This is a genomic window from Aquabacterium sp. (assembly GCF_035476535.1).
GTDB lineage: Bacteria > Pseudomonadota > Gammaproteobacteria > Burkholderiales > Burkholderiaceae_C > Pseudaquabacterium.
The window spans coordinates 1-22,267 of record NZ_DATILJ010000289.1; the positions used below are offsets into that span (position 1 = coordinate 1).

The following is a 22,267-nucleotide window of genomic DNA, read 5'->3' on the forward strand; positions in this document are numbered from 1 at the left end:
GGCCGGCACGCTGGCCGTTAGCAACGCCTCCACCTGGACGGGTGGGACGATGAGCGGCACGGGCAGCAGCACCTTCAGCGGCGGGCTGGCCATCAGTGGTGCTGCGGCCAAGACCCTGGACCAGCGCGACCTGATCCTGGCTGGGGCCAGCAGCTGGGCCGGGAATAGCACCATCGCTTTCAGCAATGGCGCGGTGCTCACCAACAACGGCAGCTTCGCCGACCAGAACGCCGGCTCGGTCAACCTGACCAGCAGCGGCACGGGCAACCGCTTCGCCAATGCCGGCACCTACACCAAGAGCGGCGCGGGCACGACCACCGTCAACACCGCCTTCACCAACAACGGCACGCTGGCGCTGAATGCGGGCGGGCTGAACCTGACCAGCGGCGTCAGCGGCAGCGGCAGCGCCAGTGTTGCCAGCGGCGCCACCTTATCGTTGGGGGCCAACAGCACGGTGGGCAGCATGGTCAAGGCGGGCACGCTGGCGCTGGGCCCGAACAATCTTTCGGTGGCGCTGGACTACAACAACACGGGCTCCGGCGTCGGCAATGCCTACAACCGCCATGCCGGGGTCACGGGCACAGGCCAGATCCTGGCGCTGGGCAGCGTGCAGCAGACGCTGTCGGGCGATCTCATCACGCTGGGCAACACCGCCAACGCCGTGCTGACGCTGGCCAGCGGGCGCGTGGGCGACGCGCCCATCACCACCAGCTTCAAGATCAACAACGTGGGCAGCGGCGCCAGCCTGCGCGGCGCGATCCAGACCGGTGGCGTCAGCTCGGCGGCCCTGAGCGGCAGCGGCGTCGCGGCGCAGAACTGGGGGGCGGTGGCGTCCGGCGGGTCAACGGGCGCCTACACCGTCACCTACAGCCCGACAGCGGCCGGTCAGTCGCTGGCCGGCCAGAGCCTGAGCATCGTCAACAACTTCGACAACGTGGCGGGCCAGACGCTGAGCATTTCGGGCGGCAAGGTCTACGCGCCGGCCGTGGCGCAGCTGGGCTCGAGCGCGATGAACTTCGGCATCGTCCATGTCGGCGACACGGTAGGCGGCGGCGTCACGGTGCGCAATGCGGCGACCGTGGCGGGGCTCAACGATGTACTGCAGGGCACGGCCAGCGGCGGTGGCGGTGCCTTCGTGGTGGGCGGCAACCTGGCCGGCCTGGCGGCAGGTGGGCAGGACAGCAGCAGCCTGAAGGTGGGCCTGGACACCTCGCGTGCGGGCGTCTACCGCGGCACCGCCGATCTGGCCTTCGCCAGCCACAACGCGGACATGAGCGACCTCGCGCTGGGCAGCCAGCAACTGGCCCTGAGCGCCCAGGTCAACAACTACGCCGAGGTCGGATTAGCGAAGGCAGGCGGCGCCGGCAGCCTGGGCGGCGGCGGCCACAGCTTCACGCTGGACTTCGGCACGGTGACCCAGGGCGACGTCGTGCGGAACGCGCTGCTGCAGTTGTTCAACTCGGCGAGCGGGCCGGCCGACCTGCTGTCGGGCAGCTTCGATCTGACGGACGTCGACCCGGCGCACAACTTCACGCTCGCCGGCTTCGGCGCGTTTGGCGGGCTGGAAGCCGGCGACGAGCTGTCGGGACTGTCGGTGAGCTTCGGCAGCCACCTGCTCGGCACCTTCGACGAGTGGATCGTGATTCACGCGGCGGGCAGCAACGCGAGTGGCTACAACGAGGCGCTTGGCGATGTGTGGTTGCACTTGATCGGCAGCGTGAGGGCCGGCGTGCCGAACGCTGTCCCGGAGCCCGGGACCTATGCGCTGGTGCTTGTCGGCCTGTTGAGCCTGGTGGCGGTGCGGCGGCGCCAGTGCAAGCCACGCCAGGAGGCCGCCGCACAGTGAGCGCCCGTCACGCCCTGCCCTTCCACAACCAACGAAACATCGCATGCTCAAAACTTGGCAATACGTCACCTTGATCGCACTCGGCGCCGTGTCGCTGATGCTCGTCGTCACCAACGCCAGCCTGTTCGCCAGCAATCGGGCCCAACAGGGCGAGATCAACCAGCGCCAGGTCTTCCTGCAGCAGACGCAGTCGCTCGACGGGCTGTACCGCGACATGGTCAAGGGCCTGGCCGAGCTGGCGGTGCGCAGCAACGACCGGCGAGTGATCGACGCGCTGGCGGCGCAAGGCATCAACGTCACGCCGAACCAGCCCGCTGTTGCCACTGCCGACACCGGCTCCAAGAAGTGAGGCCGGCGTGATGGACACCCAGATCGACAGCGCGGCCCGCCCTCACAGCCCCTTCATTCCGGTCGCCTTGCTGGCGCTCGGCTTCATCGCGTGGCTGGGATTCCAGACCTGGAACCTGGCGGGCGAACGAAGCCAGCTCGGGCTGGCCCACGCCACCCAGCAGCCGCAGATCGACCAGGCGAACAAGCTGCGCGCCGCGCTCGACACACTGGCCGTCACCACCCAGCGCCTGGCCGGCGAAGGCAGCGTGGCCGCGCGCGCGGTGGTCGACGAGCTCGGCAAGCGCGGCGTCACCATCAACCCAGCCGGCGCCGCGTCGGCGCCGCGGTAGCCGCTACGTCAAGGGCTTGGAGCGCACCGGCGGCGGGCGCGCGCCTTCAAGCGATGCTTGTCAGGGCTTGCGCTGGATGAGGCGGTCCGCCCACACCTGCCACGGCGCGTCGGCTGGCACGTTGCGGAAGGCGCCCTCGCGGGCCTGGGTCGCCATCCAGTCATGCTTTTGCGCAATGGCGCTGGCCATGATCGGCGGGAAGCCGGCTTCCTGCACGGTGCGCGCCGATTCGCGCATTTCCTCCGCACGGCGCTTGCCGTGCTGCGCCACCCGGCTGAAGAAGTACGCGCCCGTGCGGGCCCAGTCGATCTGCGGGAAAGTTTCTGCCAGCGTCGGCAGCACGTGGGACTCGACGCCATAACGGCGCGCCGTCGCGTAGCTTTCGATGACCAGCGCCTCCATGCCCTTGATCATGATGCTGCGGCACATCTTGATCGCCGAGGCCACACCGATCTCCGGCGAGACCGCACGAGCGTCCATGCCCCAGCCGGTGAGGGTCTGCGCCAGCGTCTCGGCCTGGGGGCCACCCAACAGCATCGGGACGGCGATGCCGTAGGGCGGGACCGAGGTCATCACGCCGGCTTCGACGTAACGGCCCCCTGTCCCCTCGATGGCTTTCGCCGCCTGCTGCTTGGTGCCCGGCGACGCCGAGTTCAGGTCCAGGAACACCGTGCCCGGACGGAGATGAGGCGCAGCTTCCTCGGCCACGGCCAGCGTGTTCGAAGCCGTCACGGCCGACATGATCAGCGTGGCCTGTTCGCACAGTTCGGCCATGCCCCGCGTCGGGCGCACACCGTGCGCGTCCGCGTGGGCGCGCTCGGCATCTGCCAGGGCGGGCGCCTGGAAGTTGATGTCCCAGGCGCAGGCGCCCGCGATGCCCGCCTTGCCTTGCAGGCCCGCGGCGAAGATCTTGCCGACCTCGCCGTAGCCGACGATCCCGAGGGTGATGGCGCTCATGAAGGGGTCCTCGTCCAGATGAGAAGAAAGTTCAGTCGTACCAGTACAGCCGCGTGGGGTTGTCCACCAGCAGCTGGTGCAGGGCCTGTGGCCCGCCGTAGTGCGGCAGCAGGTCCACCAGCCAGCCGTCGTCGGGCATCTCGCGCACGTTGGGATGCGGCCAATCGGTGCCCCACACCACCCGGTCGGGGGCGGCGGCCATCAGGCGTTGGGCATGCGGCAGCACGTCGGCATACGGAAAGCTGCCGCGCGACAAGCAGGCCGAGATACGCTCCGGGCCGCTGAGCTTGACCCATGCGCGCGGGTTCTTCAGCAGCTCGAGGAGCTGGGCCAGCGCGGGTTGCTCGGGCCCGTCCTCGACCAGGGTGCGCCCCATGTGGTCGATGACGAAGGGCACCGGCAGCGTGTCCAGGAAGGCCCGGTAGCTGAGCAGGTCCTGCGCATCCAGATGCAGCTGCAGGTGCCAGCCCAGCGGGGCGATGGCCTGGGCCAGGCTCTGCACCGCGGACAGATCGGGCGCGCCGCCGAGGTGCCGCACGAAGTTGAAGCGCACACCCCGCACGCCGGCGCGGTGCAGACGTTCCAGTTCAGCGATGGGCGTGCCGGGTGGCAGCAGGGCCACGCCGCGCCGACGCTGGGCATCGCGTGCCACGGCATCGAGCATCGCGCTGTTGTCGAGGCCATGCACTGTGGCCTGCACGACCACGACACGCTCGACGCCGAGCAGGCGGTGCAGAGCTTCCAGCCGCTCCACCGGCGCATCCTGCGACGTGTAGGGCCGCTCGGGCGCGAACGGAAACCGGTTCGTGGGGCCGTAGACGTGGACGTGGCAGTCGCACGTTAGCGGCGGGAGCCGGAAGGTCGGCGCCGTCGGCTTGTCCAGCGGAGGGGGCACGGTCTTCATGCCAATCCCGAGCTACTCGAGCTTGATGCCCGCGGACTTGACGATCTGGGCAGCTCGCTCGTATTCGGCCTTCAGCAGCGCACTGAAGCCGGCAGGTGTCTGCTGCGCCGCCGTGGCCGCTTCGAAACCCAGCGGGACCAGCTTGTCGAGCACCGAGGCGTGGCTCAGTGCCTCCGCGGCGGCCTTCTGCAGGCGGATGATCACCTCCGGCGGGGTGTTTGCCGGCGCGAGCAGCCCGACATAGCTCGAGGCCACGAAATCCTTGACGCCACCTTCGTGGAAGGTGTGCACGTCGGGCGCCGAGGGCGCGCGCTGCATCGATCCCACGGCCAGCACGCGTGCCTTGCCGGATTGGTGAAGCGGCAGCGCCGCGGACAGCTCCATGATCACCGCGTCCAGCGTGCCGCCGATCAGATCGCCCACCGGCGTGCTGCCGCCTCGGTAAGGGATGTGTTCGAGCTTCACGCCGGCCTGTGCGTTCAGCCTTTCCAGCGTCAGGTGCGTCGAGCTTCCGATGCCGGCAGTGGCCACCGACACCGGCTTCTTGCGGGCCAGGGCGAGCAGCTCGGGCAAGGTCTTGGCCGGCATCGACAGGCTCACCACCAAGGCGTGCGGCACCACGCCGGCCAGCGCGACCGGTGCAAAGTCCTTGAACACGTCGTAACGCAGCTTGGCTTGGAGCACCGGGTTCACGGTCAGCGGTCCGTTGGTGCCGATCAGCAGGTTGTAGCCGTCGGGGGGCGACTTGGCCACCGCTTCGGCGCCAATGCCGCCACCCGCTCCGGCGCGGTTCTCGATGACGAGCGTTTGGCCCAGGGTCTGACCCATGCGCGCACCCAGCACCCGACCCACCAGATCGGCATTGCCGCCGGGGCTGAACGGCACGAGGAGCTTGATCGGGCGATCCGGGTAGCCCGCGGCGCCTGCAGTGCCGGCGAACAGCGCACAGCAAGTGGCAAGGGCCGTTTGCAACAAGATTCGACGGGGGGTGTTCATGAGGGCGCCTTGATAAAGAAGGTCAGAGTCAACTGCTGCTGCAGGCCGGGGGGGATCTTGCGCCGAGATGCCGGAGCGCGGGTTGCTTTGTGGCGGAGCGAGCGTTCTAATTTGTTGATCGGGACATGCGCCTTGCTCAGCCTTCATCATCTGTACGCGTTTTCCACAATCGCTGAACACGGCGGCGTCCGTCGCGCAGCGGAGGTGATGTTTCGAACGCCCTCGGCACTCGCACGGTCGGTGGCACTGCTCGAGGCTGCGCTAGCCACCACACTCTTCGAGCGCAAGGACCGCGGCATGCTGCTCACCAACGAAGGTCAACTGGTGCTGGCGCGTGTGCGGCGCATCCATGGAGAACTGAACGAGGTGCGCACCGAAGCGCTGCGCCTGCACGGCAGTGGCGTGAGCGCAATCGAGGCGCTGTTCAACGAAAGCCGCCTGGCAGTGGCCACGCTGCTCGCCGACGTGCACCACATGCCCACGGTGGCACGCCGCCTCGGCCTGTCGCAGGCCGCGGTGAGCACGGCACTGGCCAAGCTCGAGGCCACGCTGGCACAGCCGCTGTTCCACCGCTCGGCCCGGGGGATGACTCCCACCGATGTCGGCGCTCGCTGGATGACGCGTTTCGAACGCAGCCTGGCGGACCTGCGCCACATCGAGGCCGACATCGCGGCGACCCGAGGCGAACTCCGGGGCGTCGTCACGCTCGGTGCCCTGCCATTGATCCGCACCTCCTTGCTGCCGCAGGCCATCACTGCCGTGCTCGCGCGCCATCCGCACTTGCGCGTCGTTTCGCTGGAGAGCCCTTACGAGGAACTGGTGGGGCAACTGCTCAGCGGCCGGGTGGACTTCATCCTGGGCGCGCTGCGCGCGACCCCCGGCACGCGGCTGTCCACCGAAGCGCTGTTCGTCGACCACATGGCGCTGCTGGCCGGGGCCGGGCATCCGCTGGCCGCGCGCCGCCGCATCGCCGTGCACGACCTCGCTGCGTATCCGTGGGTGCTGTCACGCGCGGGTACGCCGCTGCGCGACGCGCTGGAAGCGTATTTCGCTAGCGAGGGCTCGCCGATGCCGCAGCCGGCGGTGGAAACGGGCGACCTGGCACTGGTGCGCGGCCTGCTGGTGCGCGGTGACATGGTCGCGCCCTTGTCCGAGCACCAGATGCGCTACGAGGTCGACACCGGCAGCCTGGTGGTGCTGCCGCTGCCGATGAAAGGCCTGCAGCGCCAGATCGGCATCACCACACGGACCGGTGCCCAGTTGCCGCCCGGCGCGAAGGCCTTGCTCGACGAACTGCGCTGGCTCAGCGCGGCGGCGCACTGACAGGGGGTGAAGCTGGCGCTCGCCGCGCAACGTCGTTCAGCACCACGGAGGCGCGGACCGGGCGCATCGGCGAAAGTAAGATGCTCGCCCCGTTCGACAAGCCGTGAAATTCAGCCAAGGGAGATGATGTGTCAGGGAGAGCCATGGCTGAATCCACAGTCGCCAGAAATTCTTTGCAAACCAACGAATTAGCGAAGAGTTCGGCGTCGTCGCAGCCAGGCGGCGACATCGATCTGTCGGCCCACACGCCCATGATGCAGCAGTACCTGCGCATCAAGGCCGAGTTCCCGGACACGCTGGTGTTCTACCGGATGGGCGATTTCTACGAGCTGTTCTTCGACGATGCGCGCAAGGGCAACCGCCTGCTCGACATCACGCTGACCAGCCGCGGCCAGAGCGCCGGCGAGCCGGTGGTGATGGCCGGAGTACCGGTGCATTCGGTCGAGAACTACCTGGCGCGGCTGATCAAGCTCGGCGAAGCCGTGGCGCTGGCCGAGCAGGTCGGCGACGTGGCCACCGCCAAGGGGCCGGTCGAGCGCAAGGTGGTGCGGGTGGTGACGCCCGGCACCGTCACCGACACCGAGTTGCTGAACGAGCGCGTCGATACGCTGCTGATGGCCGTCACCCGGACCCGCGCCGACAAGGGCCGAACGGCCTCTGCCGAGGCCGTGTGGGGCCTGGCCTGGCTGGGCTTGAGCAGCGGCCAGCTGGGCATCACCGAGTGCAGCGAGAAGGAACTCGCCGGCTGGCTGGCCCGGCTGGACCCCGCCGAGCTGCTGCTGCGCCAGCAGGACGCCCACGGCGAGCTGCCCGCAGCGCTGTTGCAGCACCGTGCGGCGCGCACGGCCCGGCCCGATTGGCAGTTCGACACTGCACTCGGCGTGCGCAAGCTCACCGCCGCGCTGAAGGTGGCTTCACTGCAGGGCTTCAACGCGCAGGACCTGCCGGTGGCCCAGGCCGCCGCCGCCGCACTGCTGAGTTTTGCCGAGCACACGCAAGGCCAGGCACTGGCCCATGTGCAGACGCTGGACGTGGCGCGGGCCAACGAGCTGATCGAGCTGCCGCCGGCCACCCACCGCAACCTCGAGCTAACGCAAACCTTACGCGGCGAGGACGCACCGACGCTGCTGTCGCTGCTGGACAGCTGCAAGACCGGCATGGGCAGCCGCGCGCTGCGCCACTGGCTGACGCACCCCCTGCGCGAGCGCAGCACCGCCAGTCAGCGCCACGACGCCATCGGCGCAATGGTGGCGCACGGCATCGAGGCCTTGCGCGAACAGCTGCGCCACATCAGCGATGTCGAGCGCATCACCGCACGGCTGGCGCTGCGCCAGGTGCGCCCGCGTGAACTGGCCGGCCTGCGCGCCACGCTGCTGGCGCTGCCCGCGCTGCAGGCGGTGTCGCCCAGCGGCAGCGCGCTGCTGGCCAGCCTGCACGCAGCGCTGTCGCCGCCGCCGGAACTCGCCGCGCTGCTGATCCGCTGCGTTGCCGAAGAACCGGCCGTGCTGCTGCGCGACGGCGGCGTCATCGCCACCGGCTTCGATGCCGAACTGGACGAACTGCGCGGCATCAGCCAGAACTGCGACGCCTTCCTGATCGACCTGGAAGCGCGTGAGCGCGCCCGCACCGGCATCAGCAACCTGCGCGTGCAGTACAACCGGGTGCATGGCTTCTACATTGAGGTGACGGCCTCTGGCCTGGACCGCGTGCCCACCGACTACCAGCGCCGCCAGACGCTGAAGAATGCCGAACGCTACATCACCCCGGAGCTAAAGGCCTTCGAGGACAAGGCGCTGTCGGCACAGGATCGTGCCCTGGCCCGCGAGAAATGGCTGTACGAGCAGTTGATCGATGCACTGCAGCAGCACCTGCCGGCACTCGGCGCGCTGGCCCGCTCGCTGGCCGCGCTGGATGCGCTGGCTGCGCTGACCGAACGGGCCCTGACGTTGAACTGGTGCCGGCCCGAGTTCGTGCCACAGCCCTGCATCGAGATCGCGCAAGGCCGCCACCCTGTCGTGCAGGCCCGGTTGGCCGAAACCGGGGGTGCGGACTTCATCGCCAACGACTGCCGGCTCGACGCACGCACCCGCATGCTGGTGATCACCGGCCCGAACATGGGCGGCAAGAGCACCTACATGCGCCAGGTGGCGCTGATCGCGCTGCTGGCCTCGATGGGCGCCTACGTGCCGGCGCGCAGCTGCCGGCTGGGACCGATCGATGCGATCCACACCCGCATCGGTGCGGCCGACGACCTGGCCAATGCGCAATCGACCTTCATGCTGGAGATGACCGAGGCCGCCGCCATCGTGCACGGCGCCACCGAGCACAGCCTGGTGTTGATGGACGAGATCGGCCGCGGCACCAGCACCTTCGACGGCCTGGCGCTGGCCGGCGCCATTGCCTCGCAGCTGCACGACCGCAACCGCGCCTTCACGCTGTTCGCGACGCACTACTTCGAGCTGACCGAATTCCCGGCGCGCCACGAGCGGGCGATCAACGTGCATGTCTCGGCGGTCGAAAGCGGGCACGACATCGTGTTCCTGCATGCCATCGAAGCCGGCCCGGCCAGCCGCAGCTACGGCGTGCAGGTGGCGCGCCTGGCCGGCATGCCGGCAGCACTGGTACGGCAGGCGCGCGCTGCGCTGGAGGCCTTGGAAGCCCAGCAGCGCGCCGGCAACGCGCAAGTCGATCTTTTCGCCGCCCCGCCCGCCGCGCCGCCAGAAGCCGAGCCCTCGCCGGTCGATGCCGCCCTGGCCACAATCGACCCCGATGCGCTGACCCCGCGTGAAGCCTTGGACGCCTTGTACCGCCTCAAATCACTGCAACATCAGAAAGCCGAAACACCATGACCTACTGCATCGGCATCCGCCTCAACGCGGGCCTGGTGTTCCTGTCCGATTCGCGCACCAACGCCGGCATGGACCAGATCAGCACCTACCGCAAGATGATCATCTACGAGAAGCCGGAAGACCGCTTCATGGTGCTGCTGTCGGCCGGCAACCTGAGCATCAGCCAGTCAGTGCGCGAGATCCTGCAGATCGAGAAACTGGACCGCGGCCCGGACCAGCCGCCGCTGACGATCTGGAACGCCGAGAGCATGTTCGACGCGGTGCGCGTGCTCGGCGCCGCGGTACGCCGGGTCTACGACCAGGACGGCCCGTCCTTGAAGGCCGCCGGCGTCGACTTCAATGCCTCGATGATCTTCGGCGGCCAGATCAAGGGCGAGGCGATGCGCATGTTCCTGGTCTATTCGGCCGGCAACTTCATCGAAGCCACGCGCGAGACCTGCTTCTTCCAGATCGGCGAAAGCAAGTACGGCAAGCCCATTCTCGACCGCGTGCTGACGCCCGCCACGCCGCTGGACGAGGCGGCGAAGTGCGCGCTGGTGTCGATGGATTCGACGCTGAAGTCCAACCTCTCGGTGGGCCTGCCGCTGGACCTGCTGGTCTACCGCGAAGGCGCGCTGCAGTGCAACGACTTCGTCTGCATCGACAACGAGAACCCCTACTTCCAGATGATCCACAACACCTGGGGTCAGCGGCTGCGCGAGGTGTTCGAAGGCATTGACGATCCGCGCTGGGATGGCGGGAACACGCCGCACCCGCTGATGCCCGAAAAGCAGCGCCACGAACCGATGCGCAAGATCGCCCACCCCGGCGAGAGGATTGTCTAGCTACGGGGTCTTGCGGATCAAGCTGCCCTGCGCGGTCTGCGCATCGGCCTGGAACACACCTTCCCAGCGGTCGCCGTTGCGCCACTGCATCGTGCCCTGGCCTTGTTTCTGGCCGGCCTTCCAGCCGCCGACGTACTGGTCGCCGTTCTTCCAGCTGTAGCTGCCCTGGCCATCGGGCACGCCTTGCACGAACTGGCCGCGGTAGCTGTCGCCCGAATTGAAGGCCAGGCGGCCCTGGCCATGCGGCAGGCCGTCGACGATGTCGCCTTCGTAGCTGTTGCCGTTGGCGAAGCTCAGCACGCCCTTGCCGTTGGCCTTGCCGCGCACCCAGCCGCCGTCGTAGCGCTGGCCGCTGAGCCAGGTGTAGACGCCCTGGCCATCGGGCTCGCCGCGGTTGAACTGGCCGCTGTACTTGTCGCCCGAGGCATAGGCCATCTTGCCGGTGCCCTGCGGCTCGCCGGCCACCACCGGGCCGTCGTATTGGTTGCCGTTGGCAAAGCGCAGCGAGCCCTGGCCCTCGGGCTTGTCGTTGGCCCAGTCGCCGGTGTAGCGCTGGCCGCCCAGCCAGGTGAATTCGCCGACGCCGTGGCGCTGGCTGCGCGCGACCACGCCGTCGTAGACCTCGCCATTGGCCCAGACGATCTTGCCGCGGCCGCTGTAGGTGCCGCCAGGGTCGGCGCTGAACAGGCCGACCAGGCGCGCACCGCCGGTCATCTGCACATCGACCACGCGTGCCGTTGCGGCCAGCACGCCCACCGCGCCGGCCGGCGTCGCGCTGGGCGTGAACGCTGCGGCACCCGTGGTGGCTGCCGGCGCGGCCGCCACCGGCCGCACGGCGTCGGCCGGACGCGGCCTGGCCGCGTCAGGGGGCGGTAGGGTGACGGTGGCCACCGGGCGCTCGCGGTTGTCGCGGGTGTTGGCAAGCGCGTTGCGCGCATCGATCACCGCCTGCTCGCGGCGCTGCAGTGCCACGCGCTGCGGCCCGCCGCTGCAGCGTTCGGCCGCCAGGTCCCAGGTCGACTCCACCTTGCGAAACAGCAGCGCCGCGTCCTGCCAACGCAGTTCGGCGGCCGCCTGCTCGGCCAGTTGCTGCAGCGAGGCCGCGTCCTGGTGGCCGCTGGTGCAGGCCACGTTGGTGGACTGCTGGTCGGCCACTGACTCGCGCGCCTGCTGGCTGTCGCCCAGGTTGCGCTGGGCGCGTTCCTTGGACCGGCCTTCGCACACCTCCACCGCCTGTTGCCACCAGGCCACTGCCAGGTCGAACAGGCGGATCAGATCCTTGTTCTCGGCACGCGTCGACCGTGCGGTGGCGGCTTTGAGATCGGCAGCCATGGCCTGGTCGGTGGCCACCGCGCAATCGCTGGCCTGGGCCCGCGCGCCGGAAGCCGCTGCCAGCCCGGCGATGACGCAGCAGGCCAGCAGCGCGCTTGCGCGCGCCGAACGCTTGATCCGATGACCTGCCAACGCTCACCCCGCTTTATTGACTTCTGCCCGCCGCGGCAAAGGCCTGGCCGCGGGTGTGAAAAGTGTAGCCGCGTGTTGCCCCCTGCGCAGCGCTGGATTGGCGACGAGGCCGGGCAGGAATTGGCCCTTGCGGCGCCTTGTTGCGGGCGGTACACCGTCGAGCATGCGCGACATGCTGCTGTCTTCTTCGCCTTCACCGGCCGCCGTGATGCCACGCACCGGCCGCTCGCTCGGGCTGGCCTGCGACGATCCCGTCGCCGCCCTGCCCTGGCGCCAGGCCCTGGCCGACGAAGGTTTGACGCTGCACGACTGGCCCTGGCATGCCGGCACCACGCCCGGCAGCGAGCGGGCCGATGCGCTGGTGCTGTTCCTGGCGCGCGGCGTCACCGAACAACTCGCCCGGCTGCGCGAGCTGGCGGCGCGGCGGCCGGACCTGCCGATCGTGGTGGTATGCCGCGGCCTGCGTGAGCTGGACCACGTGCTGGCATTGGAGATGGGGGCCGACGATGTCATCGACGCCGCGCTCGGCGCGGCCGTGGCCGCCGCCCGGCTGCGCGCGCTGTGGCGGCGCACGCGGGCGGTGGATGCATCACCGGCGGCGCCCGATGCCTTGCACTTCGGCCGGTTGTCGCTGCTGCGCCGCGAGCGCTGCGTCTCGCGCCAGGGCCTGGCGATCGACCTGACCGAGGGTGAGTTCGAGCTGCTGTGGCGGCTGGCGGTGCAGGCCGGCGAGGCGGTGTCGCGCCAGGTGCTGCTGCGCGAGCTGCGCGGCTTCTGCGACGAGGGCCCGGACCGCTCGATCGACAGCCGGGTCTACCGCATCCGCACCAAGCTCGGTGACCGCCACGGCGCGCCGCAGCGCATCCGCACGATCCGCAACTTCGGCTACCTGTTCTCGCCAATGCCAGATTGAGCGGCGGCGGCAGGCAATAAACCCTGCACGGCAGCGATCGGCGCGCTGCGCAGCACCTCGCCGATGATGCGGATGGCGCTGGCGATGGTGGCTTCCTCGGCGCCGCCGTAACCCAGCGCCAGGCCGTTGATGCCGCGGGCGTGCCAGCAGATCGACGACAGCGGCACCGCGCCGACGCCGCGCTTGCGGATGGCGCGGAAGACCTCGACGTCGGGCACCGAGGCCGGGAAATGCAGGGCCGCGTGCATGCCTTCGGCCACCGGGCCGAGCCGCACCCAGGCCGGCAGGTGGCGCTTCACCGCCTCCTGCAGTGCCGTGCGCCGCTGCCGGCAGCGCTGGCGCAGCTCGCGCAGGTGCGCGCTCATGTGGCCCTCGTCGATGAAGGCGGTCAGCGCCAGCTGCGTCGCGACGTGCGCATGCTCGCCGAGCAGGCCGCGCATGGCGGTGAAGGTGTCGGCCAGATGCAGCGGCACCACCAGGTAGGCCAGCCGCAGCGAGGGGAACAGCACGCCCTCGAAGGTGCCGACCAGCAGCACCCGTTCGCCGCCGTCCTGCGTGTGCAGCGCCGGCGGCGGCACGCCGTCGTGGATGATCTCGGTGTTGTAGTTGCCCTCGATGATCCAGGCGCCCTGCTCGGTGGCCCAGCGCAGCAGTTCGGCGCCGCGTTCGGCGGTGGTGCGCACGCCGGTCGGGTGCTGGCCCAGCGGATGCAGGTAGACCGCGCGTGCATCCAGTGCCAGCGCGCGGCCGCGGGCCACGTCCAGCCCCTGCGCATCGAAGGGCACGCCGACGGCTCGCGCGCGCAGCACCTCGAACAGCACCGGCAGGCTGGCATGGCCCGGATCTTCCAGCCAGACCTTGTCGCCGGGCTCCAGCAGCACGCGCGCGATCAGCTCCACCGCCTGCATCGGGCTGTTGAGCACCAGCACCTGCCGTGCTTCGCAAAACACGCCGCGGGTCAGCGACAGATGGCGCTGGATCGCCTCGCGCAGCTGCGGCAGGCCCGCCGAGGGGCCGTAGTTCAGGTGGCTGCGGAACTCCTCGCTCCACGCGCGGTTCATCAAGCGGCGCCAGATGTCCAGCGGAAAGTCCTGGGTCGGCACATTGCGCGGATGCAGCGCCGGCAGCGCAAACAGCTCGGTGGCCACTTCCAGCCGCGACCATTGCCCGAGGTGCGGCGCAAAGCGTTCGATGACCTGCTTGGCCGAGGCGCTGGCCGGCCGCTCGGTCGGCACCGCCGGTGCCGGCGCAATGGTGCCCGCCGGCAAGGGATTGGCGACATAACTGCCATCGCCGACACGCCGCTCGATCAGGCCTTCGCTCTGCAGCTGCTCGAAGGCCTCGTCCACCGCGCCGCGCGACACCGCGCAGTCGGCCGCCAGCCGGCGCGCCGAGGGCAGGCGGGTGCCTGGCCGCAGGGTACCGCTGCGCACGCCCTCCAGCACCGTGCGGTAGACGCGCACGCGCTGCGCCACGGCCGCATGGCCATCGCCCTGCAGGGACTGGATGAAGACACCCGAGACCTGTTTCATCAGCGCCGGCTCTGCCATGAGGCAGAAACTCTAGCCAGCAGGCGGCGAAACGCCGCCCGCGATGTGACGAACGGCGGCTTTCTGGGCACCAACGACGGTGCGCGCCAATGGCTGGCCGCGAGGCCCGGGATTGGCCCTTGCGGCCGCCAGTCGGCCTCGGAATCATGCGCGCACGATGATCCGTGACGACCCTGTGCTGCACCAATTGCGCGCCGCTGCAGCGCGGCCGCCCTTGCGACCCGAACTTCAGGCGGCCGATGCAGGCTTGCGGGCCCCGACGCTGGTGCTCTTCGTCGGCGCCGCAGTGCGGCCCGAACGCACGCTGGCCGACATGCTGGCCCAGGCCGGCCTGCGCTGCGCCGCGGTGAGCAGCCTGGCCACGGCACACGAGGCCTGCGCCAACCTGCACTTCGATGCGATGGTGATCGACGCCGTCACGCTGGGCCCCAGCCTGGCGCTGGGCCTGTCCCGGCTGCAGCCGCAGGCGGCCTGCCCGATGCTGGTCGTGGCCCAAGAACCCAGCGAGATCGACGAGATCATCGCGCTGGAGCATGGCGCTGCGGACTACCTGGCGCTGCCGCTGTCGCCGCGGCTGCTGCGCGCGCACCTGATGGCCGTGCTGCGCACCCGGCCGGTGACCGAGCCGCCCGGCGATGCCGTACCCGATGCGCCGCGTGCCGGCCACTGGCTGCTGGACCCGATGCTGCGCGAGCTGCGCTGGTCCGGCCACACGGTGGCGCTGACCGAGAGCCAGTTCAACCTCCTGCGCTGCCTGGCCTCGCCGGCCGGGCGCGTGGTGCCGCGCGCCGAGTTGGAAGCGCGCGCCAGCGGGCCCGATAGCACGCTCACCGCGCGCAGCATCGATGTCTATGTGCACCGCCTGCGCCGGCGGCTGGCCGATGCCGGCATGAACGCCTTCGACATCCAGTGCCTGCGCGGCCGCGGCTATCGGCTGTGCGAGCGCCCAGCCGACGCCGGCTTGGCGGTCAATTGAAGCTGTAGCGCAAGCCGGCGTAGACGAAACGCCCACGCGGGTCGGCGTACTGCGGGTCGTAACCCGCCTGGAACGAGACCTGGCCACCGGAGTTGGTGTACGGCGGGTCCTTGTCGAGCAGGTTGCGCACGCCCAGCATCATGCGCAGGTTGCGCACGCCGGTGTAGGCCAACTGCAAGTCGAAGGTCTGGTAGGAGCCCACCTTGGGCGTCTCGCCGCTCACCGTGCTGGGCAGGTCGGTGTAGGACTTCTGGAAGTTCTGCGTCAGCGTCGCGTCCCAGTCGCCGCGGGCCCAGTTGGCCGACAGTGTGTGCTTCCAGCGCGGGATCACGCCACTGGTGGCGGCGTTCACCGTGTCGACATTGCCGGTGAACGTGCCGTCGGTGTTCTGCGTGTCGTACTTGATGAAGTAGGTGCCGCTGGCGCTGAGGTTCAGCTTGCCCATCTCGCCCAGGCCGAAGCTGACGCGGCCATCGATGTCGATGCCCGACAGCCGCGTTTCACCCAGGTTGATGTTCTTGCCGTCGATGTTGGTGATCGGGCCCGGCAGCGTCGGGAAGGCCGGGTCCACCGGCCCGCGGGTGATCAGGTAGGCGTACTTCACCGGGTCGGCCAGGATCACCGCCGCCGGCACGCCGTTGGTGATGGTGTCCTTCAGGTCGATCTTGAAGAAGTCGATGCCGATCGAGCTGTTGGGGCTGGGCTCGATCACCAGGCCCAGCGTGGCGCTCTTGGACTTCTCGGGCTTCAGTGCGGTGTTGCCGCCATTGATCGTCGTGAACTGTGTCTGGCAATCGTTGCCGCCCTGGGTGGTGGGGCAGCGCAGCGGGTCACTCAGGCCCGGCGGCGTCACGCTCTGCACGTTGGGCAGGTACAGGTCCTGCAGGCTGGGCGCGCGGAAGCCCTTGCCGGCCGAAGCGCGCAGCAGCACGCTCTTCACCGGCTGCCAGCGCAGGCTGAGCTTGGGCGTGGTGGAGCTGCCGACGCCTTCGTAGTCGTCCCAGCGCACGGCGGCATTGGCTTCCAGGCCCTTGACGATGGGCACGCTGAGTTCGCCGAACACGGCCTTGACGTTGCGCGAGCGGTTGGTCACCAGGAAGTTGCCGCCGTAGCCCGAGATGTCGCCGGTCTGGATCACCGGGCTGGGGTCGAACAGGTACTTCTCCTTGCGCGCTTCACCGCCCAGCGCCAGGGCCAGCGAACCGGCGGACAGCTTGACGAGTTCACGCGAGGCCTTGGCCTGCAGGCTTTGCAGCGTGGAGGTGATCTCGAAGGCCTTGCCGGTAAAGTTGGCGGCGCGCACCTGCGCTTCGATGTCCGGGGTGTTCGGGCCCCAGAAGTTCACGTTACCGCTGTTGAGCAGCGGCAGGATCTTGGTCAGCGCCGGATAGCCGTCGTTGACGGTTTCGACGACCTTGCTGCGGCTGTTCACCAGCGCCGCGTCGAAGTCCCAGCCGGCCAGCAGGCCGCGCACGCCCAGCACGGCGCGCGGGGCGGTGGAGGTGTCGGTGATGTCGCGGTCGCCGCTCAAGTTAGCCCGCCAGCGCACCAGGATGTCGGGCAGCGCATTGCCGGCGCCGACCAGGCCTTGCACGTAGGCGGTCGGGTAGTACCTGGCGCTGGGGTGCAGCAGGATCGTCGAGAAGCCGTTGTACGGATCGACGCCGAACAGCGGATGGTTGTCCGGCAGCGCGAACTGGTCCGAGATCGGCACCGGCTGGATGATGGTGCGGATGGTGTTGCGGTTGTACGAGGCCTCGGCAAAAGCTTCGATGTCCGGCGTGATCGCGAACTTGACCGCGGCGAACAGGCTGCTGCGCTCGGACTCCGGCAGCAGCGTGACCTGCGGCGAGGGGTCGTAGCGGCACAGCACGTCGGGGTTGTTCAGCGGGTTCACCACCGAATACGGGCCCGGGCAGGTGCCAGCGGCCGGGTTGCGCGTGCGGCCCGAATCGTCCAGCAGCACGATGTTGGCCGGGAAGGTGTTGCCCGACGAGGTGTCGTTGCCCTGCGCGACATTGATGCCCGAGCGCGCAAAGTCGCGGTCGGCGCCGCGCAGCCCGCCTTCCTTCTGGAACGAGGCGGTGACCATCACATTGAAGCGGTCCTTGGCCAGTTCGCCAAAGCCCCAGGTCGCCGCGGCGCGCTGCAGCGCCGCGCCGCCCTGCGTGGTGTCGCCGGCGGTCAGCGAGAGTTCGCCACCGCGGTGCTCGCTGCGCAGGATGAAGTTGACGACGCCGGCGATCGCATCCGAGCCATACACCGCCGAGGCCCCGTCCTTCAGGATCTCGACGCGTTCGATGGCCGCCAACGGAATGCTGTTGACGTCCACCGACACCGAGTCGCCGGTGAAGCCGATGCCATACGGCGCGATGCGGCGGCCGTTCAGCAGCACCAGCGTGCGGATCGACGTCAGCCCGCGCAGCGAGATCGCCGAGATGCCGCCGGTGGTGGCACCCGAGGCCGACGAACTGGTCAGCCCGCCGGCGCTGGCCACCGCGCTCACCGACTGCAGCAACTGCTCGACGTTGACCGCACCCGAACGCTCGATGGCCTTGCGGTCGATGACCTGCACAGGCAGCGCCGTTTCACCGTCGATGCGCTTGATCGACGAGCCGGTGATCTCGACCCGCTGCGGTGTTTCCTGCGCCAGGCCCAGCCCGTGGCCGGCCGCCAGCAGGCCCAGGCAGGCCACGCGCGCGGCCCGTGCGGTGATGCTCAAGCTCGATGTCATGGAGGGTCTCCTAACGAAGTGGATGCCCGGAGTGCAGGGGAGCGCCGGGCGAACTTCGAATCTAGGCAGCGGGTCCCGCGGCGTCTGAAACGGCGATTGGCGTGCCGGCGATGTGGCGTGACAGACGCGCCGGCCATGTCACGCCCGCTCGCACAAGGTGTCGGTCGCGACCGATGCGACTGCCGGCAACAGGGTGGGCCGCGCGCGGGCAAACCCGGGTTGTGGCGCGCAGGGCACACTGCGTGCCACGCTCCGGCCCCAACCCAGCCCCATCACGGAGCCTCACTACGCAGCCTCACCAGGCAACCCCACCACCCTGCCCCGCCTCTCAGCCCCGATGCCCGCCACGCCGCCCCCGACCCTGGTCTTCTCCCATGCCAACGGCTACCCGGCCGGCACCTACCGCCAGCTGTTCCAGCTGTGGCAGGCCGCCGGCTGGCGCGTGGCGGCGGTCGACAAGTTCGGCCATGACCCGCAGTACCCGGTGACCAGCAACTGGCCGCGGCTGCGCGACCAACTGGTCGACTTCATCGAAGCGCAAGCCTGCGGACCGGTGTGGCTGGTCGGCCACTCGTTGGGCGGACTGCTGAGCCTGATGGCCACCTGCAAGCGGCCGGACCTGGTGCGCGGCCTGGTGCTGCTGGACAGTCCGGTGATCACCGGATGGCGCGCCCACAGCGTGCAGATGCTCAAGCTCAGCGGGCTGATGGCGCGGGTGTCGCCGGCCCGCATCTCGCGCACGCGGCGGCATGAATGGCCGTCACGCAAGGCGGTTGCGGCGCACTACGGCGCCAAGGCCTTGTTCGCACGCTGGGCGCCGGGCATGCTGAACGACTACCTGGCCTGCGGCACCATACGCCGCGGCGGCAAGACGGTGCTGGCCTTCGAGCGTGAGGTCGAAACGCGCATCTACAACACGCTGCCGCACCACCTGGGACAGCTGCTGAAGCGCCACCCGCCGCACTGCCCGGTGAGCTTCATCGCCGGCACGCGCTCATCCGAGATCCGCCAGGGCGGACTCGAAACCTCGCGCGCGCTGGCCGGCGAGCGCTTCCGCTGGATAGACGGCACGCACCTGTATCCGATGGAAAAGCCGGCCGAAACCGCCGCGCTGGTGCTGGATTTGCTGGCCGGGATGCCCGATTCGAGACAGGTCGCGCCCCTATAATCGCGCTTTACCACCAGAGCACTTGTTGCGGCGCAGCCAGCGGCCCGCCACGGTGCTGCACGACATGACCAAGTTTGTCTTCGTCACCGGCGGTGTGGTGTCCTCTCTTGGCAAGGGCATCGCGTCGGCGTCGCTGGCCGCGATCCTCGAATCGCGTGGCCTCAAAGTCACCCTCATCAAGCTGGACCCCTACCTCAACGTCGACCCGGGCACGATGAGCCCGTTCCAGCACGGTGAGGTGTTCGTCACCGACGACGGCGCGGAGACCGACCTCGATCTCGGTCACTACGAGCGCTTCATCACCACGCGCATGAAGCGCAGCAACAACTTCACCTCGGGCCAGATCTACAAGAGCGTGCTCGAGAAGGAACGCCGCGGCGACTACCTCGGCAAGACGGTGCAGGTGATTCCGCACGTCACCAACGAGATCCAGGACTTCGTGCGCCGCGGTGCCGCTTATGGCCAGCCGGATGCGGTGGACGTGGCCATTGTCGAGATCGGCGGCACGGTGGGCGACATCGAATCGCTGCCCTTCCTCGAAGCCGTGCGGCAGATGAGCCTGAAGATGGGCCCGCAGAACACCGCCTTCGTTCACCTGACCTACGTGCCCTACATCGCCGCCGCCGGCGAACTGAAGACCAAGCCGACGCAGCACACGGTGCAGAAGCTGCGCGAGATCGGCATCCAGCCCGATGTGCTGCTGTGCCGCGCCGACCGCGAAGTGCCGGCCGAGGAGCGCGAGAAGATCTCGCTGTTCACCAACGTCGCCGCGCATGGCGTGATCAGCATGTGGGACGTGGACACCATCTACAAGGTGCCGCGCATGCTGCACGAGCAGGGCCTGGACGAGCTGGTCTGCATGAAGCTGCAGATGCTGACCCGGCCCGCCGACCTGCGCCGTTGGGACCACCTGGTGCACGAGGTGCTGCACCCGCAGGCCGAAGTAACGATCGCGATGTGCGGCAAGTACACCGACCTGTCGGACTCCTACAAGTCGCTGAACGAAGCGCTGCGCCACGCCGGCATCCATCACCACGCCCGGGTGAAGATCGAGTACGTCGATTCCGAGACGCTGAATCCGCAGACCGCGTCGACACTGGAGCAGTTCGATGCCATCCTGGTGCCCGGTGGCTTCGGCAAGCGCGGCATCGAAGGCAAGATCATCGCCGCGCAATACGCCCGCGAGCACAAGCTGCCCTACCTCGGCATCTGCCTGGGCATGCAGGTGGCCACCATCGAATTCGCACGCCATGTCGCCGGCCTGCCCGATGCCAACTCCACCGAGTTCGAACCCGCGACGCCGCACCCGGTGATCGCGCTGATCGACGAGTGGCAGGACCGCGACGGCTCGATCCAGAAGCGCACGGTGAATTCCGACCTGGGCGGCACGATGCGCCTGGGCGCACAAAGCTCGGACATCAAGCCCGGCACGCTGGCCAGCAAGATCTACGGCCAGGTGGTGACCGAACGCCACCGCCACCGCTACGAAGCCAACGAGACCTACCTCGACAAGCTGCAGCAGGCGGGCCTGGTGATCTCGGCCATCACCCAGCGCGAGAAGCTCACCGAGATCGTCGAGCTGCCGCAGACCCAGCACCCCTGGTTCGTCGGCGTGCAGTTCCACCCGGAGTTCAAGAGCACGCCCTGGGACGGCCACCCGCTGTTCATCAGCTACATCCAGGCCGCGCTGGACCGCAAGCTGGCGCATGCCGCCGGCACAACGGCGCCATTGCAGCGCGCCGCCGCCTGACCCCCTCACGACCGACCGTAGCCGCACACCCTCATGAAGCTCTGCCATTTCGATATCGGCCTGGACAAACCCTTCTTCCTGATCGCCGGCCCCTGCGTCGTCGAATCCGAACAGCTGCAGCTCGATGTGGCCGGCCACCTGAAGGAAATCACCTCGGCACTCGGCATCCCGTTCATCTTCAAGTCCAGCTACGACAAGGCCAACCGCTCCAGCGGCACCTCGTTCCGCGGCCCGGGCATGGACAAGGGGCTGGAGATCCTGGCCACCGTGAAGAAGCAGCTCGGCGTGCCGGTGCTGACCGATGTGCACAGCGAAGCCGAGATCCCGGCCGTGGCCGCGGTGGTCGATGTGCTGCAGACGCCGGCCTTCCTGTCGCGCCAGACCGACTTCATCCATGCGGTGGCGCGCTCGGGCAAGCCGGTGAACATCAAGAAGGGCCAGTTCCTCGCGCCGCACGACATGAAGAACGTCATTGCCAAGGCCCGTGCCGCGGCCAAGGACGCCGGGCTGTCGGAAGACCGCTTCATGGCCTGCGAGCGCGGCGTGAGCTTCGGCTACAACAACCTGGTGTCGGACATGCGCTCGCTGGCCATCATGCGCGAGACCGGCGCGCCGGTGGTCTTCGATGCCACGCACTCGGTGCAGCTGCCCGGCGGCCAAGGCACCAGTTCCGGCGGCCAGCGCGAGTTCGTGCCGGTGCTGGCGCGCGCCGCGGTGGCCGTGGGCATCTCCGGCCTGTTCATGGAGACCCATCCGGACCCCGCGAATGCGCTGTCCGATGGCCCGAACGCCGTGCCGCTGAAACACATGAAGGCCTTGCTCGAACAGCTGCTGGCGCTCGATCGCGTGATCAAGGCGCAGCCGCTGCTCGAAAACGACTTCTCTTGCTGACCCCTCTTCCATTTCCCCGGAGAACCCCGAGACCATGAGCGCCATCGTCGATATCGTCGGCCGAGAAATCCTCGACAGCCGCGGCAACCCCACCGTCGAATGCGACGTGCTGCTGGAAAGCGGCACCATGGGTCGGGCGGCTGTGCCCTCGGGTGCCTCCACCGGCTCGCGCGAAGCCATCGAGCTGCGCGACGGCGACAAGAGCCGCTACCTCGGCAAGGGCGTGCTGAAGGCGGTGGAGCATGTCAACACCGAGATCAGCGAAGCGGTGCTGGGGCTGGATGCTTCCGAGCAGGCCTTTCTCGACAAGACGCTGATCGACCTGGACGGCACCGACAACAAGGCCCGGCTGGGCGCCAACGCCACGCTGGCGGTGAGCATGGCCGTCGCGCGCGCCGCGGCTGAAGAGTCCGGCCTGCCGCTGTACCGCTACCTCGGCGGC

The 22,267-nt window shown here is 69.0% G+C and carries 17 protein-coding genes and 1 pseudogene; 12 read left to right on the forward strand and 6 right to left on the reverse strand.

Features of this window, described 5'->3' with window-relative positions; all coding sequences use genetic code 11:
- From VLK61_RS28265 to VLK61_RS28275, 3 genes are all read left to right on the forward strand, one after another.
- The coding region (locus tag VLK61_RS28265; RefSeq protein WP_325426355.1) for a beta strand repeat-containing protein at positions 1-1,846 on the forward strand (1,846 nt) is incomplete at its 5' end.
- 43 nt (positions 1,847-1,889) lie between these two features.
- Complete coding sequence (locus tag VLK61_RS28270; protein ID WP_325426358.1) at positions 1,890-2,195, forward strand: hypothetical protein; 306 nt, start codon at positions 1,890-1,892, stop codon at positions 2,193-2,195.
- 10 nt (positions 2,196-2,205) lie between these two features.
- Positions 2,206-2,526, forward strand: coding sequence for a hypothetical protein (locus VLK61_RS28275; RefSeq protein ID WP_325426360.1), 321 nt, complete (start codon positions 2,206-2,208; stop codon positions 2,524-2,526).
- A 60-nt stretch (positions 2,527-2,586) separates the two neighbouring features.
- Here VLK61_RS28275 and VLK61_RS28280 read toward each other — a convergent pair whose 3' ends face one another.
- From VLK61_RS28280 to VLK61_RS28290, 3 genes are read right to left on the reverse strand one after another with little or no spacing between them, the layout of a single operon-like run.
- Positions 2,587-3,483 (reverse strand): NAD(P)-dependent oxidoreductase, encoded by an 897-nt coding sequence (locus tag VLK61_RS28280; protein WP_325426362.1) that lies wholly within the window; start codon positions 3,481-3,483, stop codon positions 2,587-2,589.
- 31 nt (positions 3,484-3,514) lie between these two features.
- Positions 3,515-4,387, reverse strand: coding sequence for an amidohydrolase family protein (locus VLK61_RS28285; RefSeq protein ID WP_325426364.1), 873 nt, complete (start codon positions 4,385-4,387; stop codon positions 3,515-3,517).
- Between the two features lie 12 nt (positions 4,388-4,399).
- Positions 4,400-5,533 carry a Bug family tripartite tricarboxylate transporter substrate binding protein gene (locus tag VLK61_RS28290; RefSeq protein ID WP_325426366.1) on the reverse strand — a complete coding sequence of 378 codons (1,134 nt, stop codon included), beginning with the start codon at positions 5,531-5,533 and terminating at the stop codon, positions 4,400-4,402.
- Between VLK61_RS28290 and VLK61_RS28295 the strand changes: the two genes are divergently transcribed.
- The 3 genes from VLK61_RS28295 (at position 5,516) to VLK61_RS28305 (ending at position 10,379) form a co-directional block, all read left to right on the forward strand.
- The gene (locus VLK61_RS28295) at positions 5,516-6,706 is read left to right on the forward strand and encodes a LysR family transcriptional regulator (RefSeq protein ID WP_325426368.1); all 1,191 of its coding nucleotides are present in this window, start codon (positions 5,516-5,518) and stop codon (positions 6,704-6,706) included. The two genes, VLK61_RS28290 and VLK61_RS28295, sit on opposite strands and share 18 nt — an antisense overlap.
- A gap of 251 nt (positions 6,707-6,957) precedes the next feature.
- Positions 6,958-9,555, forward strand: a complete 2,598-nt coding sequence (gene mutS, locus VLK61_RS28300; RefSeq protein WP_325426386.1) for a DNA mismatch repair protein MutS — start codon at positions 6,958-6,960, stop codon at positions 9,553-9,555.
- Positions 9,552-10,379, forward strand: a complete 828-nt coding sequence (locus tag VLK61_RS28305; RefSeq protein ID WP_325426370.1) for a proteasome-type protease — start codon at positions 9,552-9,554, stop codon at positions 10,377-10,379. The genes mutS and VLK61_RS28305 overlap by 4 nt, the downstream gene beginning before the upstream one ends.
- Here VLK61_RS28305 and VLK61_RS28310 read toward each other — a convergent pair whose 3' ends face one another.
- Positions 10,380-11,843 carry an MORN repeat-containing protein gene (locus VLK61_RS28310; RefSeq protein WP_325426372.1) on the reverse strand — a complete coding sequence of 488 codons (1,464 nt, stop codon included), beginning with the start codon at positions 11,841-11,843 and terminating at the stop codon, positions 10,380-10,382.
- A 172-nt stretch (positions 11,844-12,015) separates the two neighbouring features.
- Between VLK61_RS28310 and VLK61_RS28315 the strand changes: the two genes are divergently transcribed.
- Positions 12,016-12,756, forward strand: coding sequence for a winged helix-turn-helix domain-containing protein (locus VLK61_RS28315; protein ID WP_325426373.1), 741 nt, complete (start codon positions 12,016-12,018; stop codon positions 12,754-12,756).
- On the opposite strand, the gene VLK61_RS28320 is transcribed toward VLK61_RS28315, so the two are convergent.
- Positions 12,729-14,288, reverse strand: coding sequence for a PLP-dependent aminotransferase family protein (locus VLK61_RS28320; RefSeq protein ID WP_325426375.1), 1,560 nt, complete (start codon positions 14,286-14,288; stop codon positions 12,729-12,731). The genes VLK61_RS28315 and VLK61_RS28320 overlap by 28 nt on opposite strands.
- 175 nt (positions 14,289-14,463) lie before the next feature.
- Between VLK61_RS28320 and VLK61_RS28325 the strand changes: the two genes are divergently transcribed.
- On the forward strand, positions 14,464-15,282 hold the full coding sequence (locus VLK61_RS28325; RefSeq protein WP_325426377.1) for a response regulator transcription factor: 819 nt from the start codon (positions 14,464-14,466) through the stop codon (positions 15,280-15,282).
- Here the strand turns inward: VLK61_RS28325 and VLK61_RS28330 are convergent.
- Complete coding sequence (locus tag VLK61_RS28330; protein ID WP_325426379.1) at positions 15,275-18,016, reverse strand: TonB-dependent receptor; 2,742 nt, start codon at positions 18,014-18,016, stop codon at positions 15,275-15,277. The genes VLK61_RS28325 and VLK61_RS28330 overlap by 8 nt on opposite strands.
- 337 nt (positions 18,017-18,353) lie before the next feature.
- Between VLK61_RS28330 and VLK61_RS28335 the strand changes: the two genes are divergently transcribed.
- The 4 genes and pseudogenes from VLK61_RS28335 to eno all read left to right on the forward strand — a co-directional run.
- Complete coding sequence (locus VLK61_RS28335; protein WP_325426380.1) at positions 18,354-19,184, forward strand: alpha/beta fold hydrolase; 831 nt, start codon at positions 18,354-18,356, stop codon at positions 19,182-19,184.
- A 64-nt stretch (positions 19,185-19,248) separates the two neighbouring features.
- Entirely contained in the window at positions 19,249-20,934 is a 1,686-nt protein-coding gene (locus VLK61_RS28340; RefSeq protein WP_325426382.1) for a CTP synthase, read from the forward strand.
- Positions 20,935-20,967: 33 nt separating this feature from the next.
- Entirely contained in the window at positions 20,968-21,825 is an 858-nt protein-coding gene (gene kdsA / locus VLK61_RS28345; protein WP_325426384.1) for a 3-deoxy-8-phosphooctulonate synthase, read from the forward strand.
- Between the two features lie 34 nt (positions 21,826-21,859).
- Positions 21,860-22,267: pseudogene (gene eno / locus VLK61_RS28350) on the forward strand (phosphopyruvate hydratase); the annotation flags it as partial.